The organism is Acidobacteriota bacterium, assembly GCA_033549365.1.
In the GTDB taxonomy this organism is placed as follows: domain Bacteria; phylum Acidobacteriota; class Aminicenantia; order Aminicenantales; family Saccharicenantaceae; genus JAWSUF01.
The window spans coordinates 1-7,048 of sequence record JAWSUF010000031.1 but is presented as its reverse complement, the minus strand read 5'-3'; the positions used below and the strand labels follow the sequence as shown (position 1 = coordinate 7,048).

Sequence of the window (7,048 nt, the reverse complement as noted above, 5' to 3'; positions counted from 1 at the left end):
ACTGAAAAACCCTTGACATTAGTATTATTAGAGGAAGGAATCAGCCTCAACCGTCTCGTCAGCTCGAAGCTCAGCGAGCTTTAAGAACGCCGATCATTGCATTCATCCATCAAACTATATCCTTTTCCCAATCGCTTAAGCTCATCATCGCTTCCTATCAAGTGGATTTTCGGTTCCGCCGTTTTCGCCATAAGGCTCTTGATCTCGGGGAATAAAGGCGATTCATGGTTGGCCTGAAAATAGACTTGATGTCCGCTGACACGCCGGGTGATGAGGCCGGAGGCGGCCAGATGTTTAAGTTCGCGCTGGACGGGTCCCAGGCCGCAGTCGCTCATCCGAACAATCTGCCGGAGATAGAACGACTCATCGGCATGCCCATAAAGGAGAGCCAGAATCGCCGCGCGGGTTTTTCCGAATAAGAGTTTTTCAGGATTCATAGATGTTGCTCTGTAATCTTTTTGATTACGATTGTAATCCTTTTGATTACATAGATCAAGCACATGGATCAAACTCATTTTCGTGTCCTTCATCCGCTTGAGAATCGAAAGAACCGGAGTGCGTCTTATATACAGACTCTTGACAATGCTCCAGTCAACGCACCCCGCCCCCATCCGCGAAATCTTCAATCTGAAGAAGGGCTCCACCGTGATATTTAAAGTGACCGACAAGGGCGTTTTTTTCATGCCCTGTGAAATCAAGGAAAAAGAGTCCTACACCCGGGAGGAATGGACGAAAATCGAGCGTCTGGTGGCCGATCGCGGCCTGACCTATAAAACCACCCGCTCCGCCGGAAAACACTTGAAGTCGCTTTGAAATACGAATTCAAACCGTCTGAAAATTCAAACCGCACTCCCCGTCGGAACAGGTCTCAAGAAACTCCGGAAAGACTTCTGGGAAATCCGGGTGTAGCCTTCGAACTCGCGCCGCCCTCTCTCTCCCATAAATAGTCGATTCTTTCAATTATTGCAACTATTGTTTAGTTGCATCATTCCACTTGATCAGCGTTACAAAGATTTTCTGGGCTCAATTCGCTATCGTCCCGACGACAATTGCTTTCATGGGCGGATCGAAGGAATTGACGACCTCGTTTCTTTCGAGGGCCGATCCGTGGACGAACTCAAAAAGAGCTTCAAGGCGGCGGTCGACGACTATCTTGAGCTTTGTCGGAAATCCGGAAAGTCTTCGATCAGGTCATATAAGGGAACGTTCAATGTCAGGGTGCCACCGGACCTTCACAAACGGGCTGTACGAAAATCGATCAGCGAGGGAATTTCGCTGAACCGGCTGGTTCGTCGGGCTCTCGAAAAAGAAGTCGGCAGGAACTAACGCCTTCACAATCGGGACTTAACGATTTTGATCCTGTTTCTTGACATTATAATACTATTTTAGTACTATCCAAATGCCAACAAATCGAGGAAGCACGGCAATGAAAGAAAGCGACAAGTTTCTGAAGATCGTCGAGTGGTCGGACGAAGACCGGTGCTATGTCGGGTCGGTCCCCGGTTGGATCGGCCCCTGCTGCCATGGAGACGATGAGGCGGAAGTCTTCAAGGAGCTCTGCGACATCGTCGACGAATGGATCGAAATCTATAAGAAAGACGGTCGTCCTCTGCCCCCGCCCACTGCAAAAAAGTATTCCGGTAAATTTGTTCTCCGGACCGGCCCCGATCTGCACCAGGCTTTATCAGTCAGGGCCATTATCGAAGGTGAAAGCCTGAACACATACGTCATCAAAACCCTGAGGAAGGGCTTATCTGCTCCATAATCCCCCTTTTTCCCTGTCAAGCCGTTCTTCCATTGCCTCCCGCCCCCCTTCCAGGCTATGATTGTCCCTGCAAAAGCATCGGGCCGCAAAACCATGACCGAAGACCCGCGCTGTGGATGGAACTCCAAGTTTCCGCATTTCCGCTCGACCCCTCCCAAATTCATCCGTGAAAGCTTAAGCGCCTACGTCAAGGACGCCGGCCCCGCACAGGTCCGGGCCTGGGAAGACGCCATCCCCCCACTTCAAAACGAGGTCGGCGAGATCCTCCAGGCCGACACCGCCGCCCCCGACTATTCCACCATTCTCGAATATTCACTGCCCATGGAGTCGCGCCGCACCGATGTCATCTTCCTGGCCAAGGGTTCGGTCGTCGTCCTCGAGCTCAAGGGCAAACTGCAGCCCTCCCAGGCCGATATCGACCAGGCCGCCGCCTACGTCCGCGATCTCCGCTGTTACCATCGCGAATGCGAACACCGCCCCGTCCTGGCTTTGTGCGTGCCGATGAAAGCCCGCGGCTACCTGGGCAGCCGGCATGACGTTCACATCCTGGGCCCCGACGCCGTGGACGACTTCGTCGAGAAGCTGCCCCATGATCCGTGGCGGCCGCCCCTCTCACCTGCAGCCTTTCTCGCGGAAACCGCATACCGTCCCCTGCCGACTCTCATCCAGGCGGCCCGCGAACTCTTCGAAAAGGGCGACCTCCGACCCATTCGCCGCGCCCGGGCTGCAACCGACCCGGCGGTCTTCATGATCAGAGATATTATCCACGAGGCCGCCGCACGCCACGAGAAAAGGCTGATCCTGGTGACCGGCATTCCCGGAGCGGGAAAAACCCTCGTCGGCCTGCGCACGGTTCATGCCCACTACCTCGACGATCTGGCCGTCCCACGCGACAACGGCAAGGCTAGCGCACCGGCCGTCTTTCTATCGGGTAACGGGCCCCTCGTCGATGTGCTTCAATATGAACTCCGCGGCGCAGGCGGCGGAGGCAAGGCTTTCGTTCGAGGCGTTAAGGATTACGTCAAAAGATATTCCTCGCGCCCAGGCCTCGTTCCGTCTGAACACGTCCTGATCTTCGACGAAGCCCAGCGGGCTTTCGACGCCGAACAGGTCCGGTTCAAACACAGCCATGTCCCCGGCTTCATCGGAGGAAAGTCCGAGCCCGAACACTTCATCGAATTCGCGGAACGCATCCCCGAGTGGTGCGCCGTGCTCGGTCTCATCGGCGGCGGCCAGGAGATCCACATCGGCGAGGAAGGCGGCCTTGTTCAATGGCGGATGGCCGTCGAGGGCTCCGCCGATCCATCCGCCTGGACCGTTCACGGCCCGCCTCAAGTCCGCGGGATTTTCGACGGAAGTCCCATCCGGTTCGAAGAGTCGCCCGCGCTCAACCTGGATACCGAAATCCGCTTTCATCTGGCCTCCGAGATCCATGAGTTCGTGAATCAGCTCCTTGAAGGCGGCGCGCCCGAAGTCAATTCCGCCCTGGCCGGCAAGCTCGAAGCCCAGGGGTATCACCTAAGGCTCACGCAGAATCGCGAAACGGCCGAAACCTACCTGAGAGAGCGCTACGGCGAAAATCCCGACGCCCGTTTCGGGCTTGTCGCATCTTCCAAAGACCGGGACCTCGCCCGATTCAACGTCCCCAATGACTTCCAGTCCACGAAGCGCGTGCGCTACGGTCCCTGGTATTCCGACTCCGAGGACGCCCGGGGCGGTTATTCCTGCCGCCGTCTCAAGGACGCCGTCACGGAATTCGGCGCCCAGGGACTGGAGCCCGACGCCGTTCTTCTCGCCTGGGGCACGGACTTCATGCGGGAGGGCGGACTCTGGACGAACCGAAAGGCGCGCGGCTACCAGCGCCGGGCTCAAATCAAGGATCCCTTTCAGCTCCGCAAGAACTCCTACCGCGTCCTTCTGACCCGCGGCCGTGACGGCACGGTCGTCTTCATTCCTTCGCTTCCTGAACTCGATGAGACGCACGAATATCTCACGGCATCCGGCTTCCTTGGGTTGGAGTGAACGACTTCAAACTTCCTCTTCCGATTCCGGAATCTCAATGAAGCGGCCGGAATCGATGGCCACCTTCGCTCGGAACAGTTGGCCGGCTTCCGTGGATATCACTCCAGAAAAGGCACATAACGCTTCACATTCTGCGCTTTCCAAAGCAGGCCTGGATGCCGCCGGAGCAAAGTCTGCAGGACAGGATCGCCCGTTCTCTTCGATTGACTCCCCCATAGACCACAAATCCAAAGCGCAATCGTTCCAGGTTAAAGTTGATATTTCGAATTTTGCACATCTTCCCAGGTAAAATCCATTACCCAGCCTCCCAGGTTCGATTCAGCACGCGTTCGGGTACGATCAGATTCCATTCCTGGATGAGTCTCCCCGGCTCACGCCCCGGATCGAGGTATCGCGGCTGTTCCGGCGCCAGCGCCCGCAGCTCTTCGAGCCGTTTTGTCTCGACCATGAGCGCTTCCCGATTCCGGTCCAGGAAAAAACCCACTCTCGCCGCAGCCACCGCCGATCCCAGATTTCGGACATAGGCGAATACCTCATCCAGATCGAAAAATTCGACCATCTCAAGAGAACGCCAGATCTCTTCCCATCCTCCTCCCTTTTCGGGCGCTTCAAGGACATCGACCAGTGTTCGCTCCAGGCTGGTCACCCTGACCAGACCTCCGGCGTGTCGGACTTCTCGAACACCGCCGCCGAAGTCCGGAAGTCCGCGGACTTTCGCGGGCGCCTGAACGGAAACAAACCGCAAGTCTCGAAAATGGACCGTTCGAACTCTCTTTCTTGTGAGATACTGAAACGTTCGCCAAAGCGAGTAGGCTTTCCCGTGAAATTGAAGAGCGGCGTGATAGGCGACAACCGAATCCTCCTGCATTTTAGACGCGACGAGATAAGGATCGATTGTTGCTTCAGCCGCATCGACGCCCCACGCAACAACCGCATATAATCCCCGCTTCACCCGCACAAGCCTGCCGGAGGAGAGGTGCAGAGCAAGAAGATTATTGGCCGTGGCCCTGGTGCGTCCCCGGGATATGATAGTTGTCATGAAATCCCTATGAGTGAAAACCGGGTTTTTCGCGAAATAATCATGTGACTTGATGTTTTGTGCACTCATAACTATATATTATAGTTATATTGATGCATAACAGCAACAATCGTTTCCATTCTCGCGCATCATTCATGGCTTCAAGTTCCCTCATCGTCATTTGTACACTCATATGAGAGACGCCCGGAATCCGGCAAAGTTCTCGCAGCTGCCGTCCTCTCCCCCCAAAAAACGGCCAATTCTATGGTTGGGAGTTCTGTCTTAATCGTTTCGTCAGATTGAAGCTCAGCCTATAAGACGCCCCGGCGGCGCCTAGCAATGATTATCTTACGTCCAGTGTGCATTAAAAGAGATGTGATAACATGGAAAACACGCTTAAAGCGAATATGTCATGAAAGACCAATATTTCGGAGATATCAACGACTACCGCAAATACGGGCTGCTGCGCGCACTCATCCATGCCGGTCAGTTCCGTCTGCTGGTTGCCTGGATGCTTACGCCCGATGACGGCAGCTCAGACGGAAAGTTGATTTCGTATCTGAAACACCCAGGCAAGTGGTCTGGTTATGACCCTGATCTGTTCCAGACAATCAAAAGCCTTTTGGACTCCGGGCGGACGCGCAGCGTCAAGCTGATCGAAAAGGCGGGAGTTCTTCCGAACACCAAATACTTCACCCCCTATGTGCCGGATAAGGCTTCAGACCGTCTGTTGTGGTTTGAAGACCTTTGTCGAAATGCCCAAGGATGCGATTTCGTTTTTCTCGACCCTGACAACGGGCTGGAGGTGAAGTCAAAGCCATACGGACGAAAAGGCTCATCGAAATATTTGTACTGGAATGAAGTGAAAACTCTCTGGAATTCAGGAAAGTCGCTGTTGATTTATCAACACTTCATTCGGGAAAACAGACAAAATTTTATTCAACGGATGCTGAAGGCCTTGAAGCTCGCCACGCCCGGATCATCTGTCGGCGCCTTCTTGACTCCTCACGTCGTTTTTCTAATCGCTCTGCAGCCCAATCACAAAAAGCATTACAAGGCTATCGTCCGTTTGTTGAAGGAAAAGTGGGAAGATTCCATTTCAAGCAGTGCCCATAGAATTCTCTCAACGGCCCGACATCCGCATTCCGGCTCTCAAGATATTCGATCAGTTCTTCCCAACTGATCTCGCTAATCTACAGCCTTTCGAGAACCGTGTCCATGTTTCGGCGCGCGTTTCCCGCCTTGTCTGACCGAGAATTGTGTCCATCATCATGGCAGAGTCTATCCGGCGCATGAAAGGCATGTCAAGCCTGGCGGGAGCTCGTCCTGAACGCCTGCTTTCATCCGTGTGAGAATCGAAGATATTCAAAGTGACCGCCAAAGGCGTTTTTTTCATGCCCTGTGAAATCAAGGAAAAAGAGTCCTCCACCCGAGAGGAATGGACGAAAATCGAGCGTCTGGTGGCCGATCGCGGCCTGACCTATAAAACCACCCGCTCCGCCAGAAAACACTTGAAGTCGCTTTGAAATACGAATTCATAATTATATTCGGCTTGTCTGGTGTTTCTGACAGATGGCCACGAAATTGCGAACGTATTTTGGCTTTCACTATTTTAGATAACGATCATAGAAAGAATGATTTTCATTTAGTTTGGCGAGTCTTAACAATGGCCTTGTCGACTTCGGCGCGGGTCAGTCCTGTCTCCTCGGCAATGCGTCTTGCACGTTTCGTCAATCCCTTGAATTCCTTAAGAGAAGGCGGCTCCAAGACCTTGAATATCACTACGTCTCGATCCGCGATGACAACAAACTGAGTCCCCGCTTGAAGACCGAGCCTGGATCGAATTTCTTCCGGAATAACGACCTGACCCTTTGACGATAGCGTTGTGGTGCCCGCATAACTCATGGCTATCTCCTTTTTCTTACTGGTAAGATTAGCATGGTCCGCAAGTCTTGTCAACTAATCTTATGGGGCTTCAAGACACCCCGCGCAGCAGGCAAACACCTGTTTTTCGGCTTACTGCCTGAGATAACAATTCAAGGCCAAGCGTCCTTTCACTGAAGAACGAATAGCTGGAACTGACCGGCTATATTGCAACTATTTATTAGTTGCATCATCTCACTTGATCAGGTATTGTTTTATGAATCGCCATTTTCGAGCTCAGGGTGCGTATTCCGAGCGATTCCGGCCAGTCATTCCGACGGAAGCCGGCCACCCGTTCCGAGCGAAGGCGGCCGGCCATT

The 7,048-nt window shown here is 53.7% G+C and carries 9 protein-coding genes; 6 read left to right on the top strand and 3 right to left on the bottom strand.

Annotated elements, in window-relative coordinates; all coding sequences use genetic code 11:
- Window positions 1-80: 80 nt before the first annotated feature.
- On the bottom strand, window positions 81-515 hold the full coding sequence (locus SCM96_15740; protein ID MDW7762079.1) for a hypothetical protein: 435 nt from the start codon (window positions 513-515) through the stop codon (window positions 81-83).
- Between the two features lie 130 nt (window positions 516-645).
- Between SCM96_15740 and SCM96_15735 the strand changes: the two genes are divergently transcribed.
- The 4 genes from SCM96_15735 to SCM96_15720 all read left to right on the top strand — a co-directional run bounded on the left by SCM96_15735 (window position 646) and on the right by SCM96_15720 (window position 3,787).
- Window positions 646-813: a hypothetical protein gene (locus SCM96_15735; GenBank protein MDW7762078.1), complete on the top strand. Its 168-nt coding sequence runs from the start codon at window positions 646-648 to the stop codon at window positions 811-813.
- A 174-nt stretch (window positions 814-987) separates the two neighbouring features.
- Window positions 988-1,326 carry a type II toxin-antitoxin system HicB family antitoxin gene (locus tag SCM96_15730; protein MDW7762077.1) on the top strand — a complete coding sequence of 113 codons (339 nt, stop codon included), beginning with the start codon at window positions 988-990 and terminating at the stop codon, window positions 1,324-1,326.
- A 100-nt stretch (window positions 1,327-1,426) separates the two neighbouring features.
- Window positions 1,427-1,765 (top strand): toxin-antitoxin system HicB family antitoxin, encoded by a 339-nt coding sequence (locus SCM96_15725; protein ID MDW7762076.1) that lies wholly within the window; start codon window positions 1,427-1,429, stop codon window positions 1,763-1,765.
- A gap of 93 nt (window positions 1,766-1,858) precedes the next feature.
- Window positions 1,859-3,787, top strand: coding sequence for a DNA/RNA helicase domain-containing protein (locus tag SCM96_15720; GenBank protein MDW7762075.1), 1,929 nt, complete (start codon window positions 1,859-1,861; stop codon window positions 3,785-3,787).
- 295 nt (window positions 3,788-4,082) lie between these two features.
- Here the strand turns inward: SCM96_15720 and SCM96_15715 are convergent, their stop codons facing one another.
- Entirely contained in the window at window positions 4,083-4,826 is a 744-nt protein-coding gene (locus SCM96_15715) for a type IV toxin-antitoxin system AbiEi family antitoxin (protein ID MDW7762074.1), read from the bottom strand.
- 391 nt (window positions 4,827-5,217) lie between these two features.
- Between SCM96_15715 and SCM96_15710 the strand changes: the two genes are divergently transcribed.
- Together SCM96_15710 and SCM96_15705 are read left to right on the top strand one after the other, a co-directional pair.
- Window positions 5,218-5,988, top strand: a complete 771-nt coding sequence (locus SCM96_15710; GenBank protein MDW7762073.1) for a hypothetical protein — start codon at window positions 5,218-5,220, stop codon at window positions 5,986-5,988.
- Window positions 5,989-6,175: 187 nt separating this feature from the next.
- Window positions 6,176-6,331 (top strand): hypothetical protein, encoded by a 156-nt coding sequence (locus tag SCM96_15705; protein ID MDW7762072.1) that lies wholly within the window; start codon window positions 6,176-6,178, stop codon window positions 6,329-6,331.
- Between the two features lie 115 nt (window positions 6,332-6,446).
- On the opposite strand, the gene SCM96_15700 is transcribed toward SCM96_15705, so the two are convergent.
- Window positions 6,447-6,710 (bottom strand): AbrB/MazE/SpoVT family DNA-binding domain-containing protein, encoded by a 264-nt coding sequence (locus SCM96_15700; protein ID MDW7762071.1) that lies wholly within the window; start codon window positions 6,708-6,710, stop codon window positions 6,447-6,449.
- Between the last annotated feature and the right edge of the window lie 338 nt (window positions 6,711-7,048).

Coding starts and splice junctions, on each gene's coding strand:
- SCM96_15720 (MDW7762075.1), top strand. CDS start 1,859: ATGACCGAAGACCCGCGCTGTGGATGGAACTCCAAGTTTCCGCATTTC.
- SCM96_15700 (MDW7762071.1), bottom strand. CDS start 6,710: ATGAGTTATGCGGGCACCACAACGCTATCGTCAAAGGGTCAGGTCGTT.
- SCM96_15725 (MDW7762076.1), top strand. CDS start 1,427: ATGAAAGAAAGCGACAAGTTTCTGAAGATCGTCGAGTGGTCGGACGAA.
- SCM96_15710 (MDW7762073.1), top strand. CDS start 5,218: ATGAAAGACCAATATTTCGGAGATATCAACGACTACCGCAAATACGGG.
- SCM96_15740 (MDW7762079.1), bottom strand. CDS start 515: ATGAGTTTGATCCATGTGCTTGATCTATGTAATCAAAAGGATTACAAT.
- SCM96_15715 (MDW7762074.1), bottom strand. CDS start 4,826: ATGACAACTATCATATCCCGGGGACGCACCAGGGCCACGGCCAATAAT.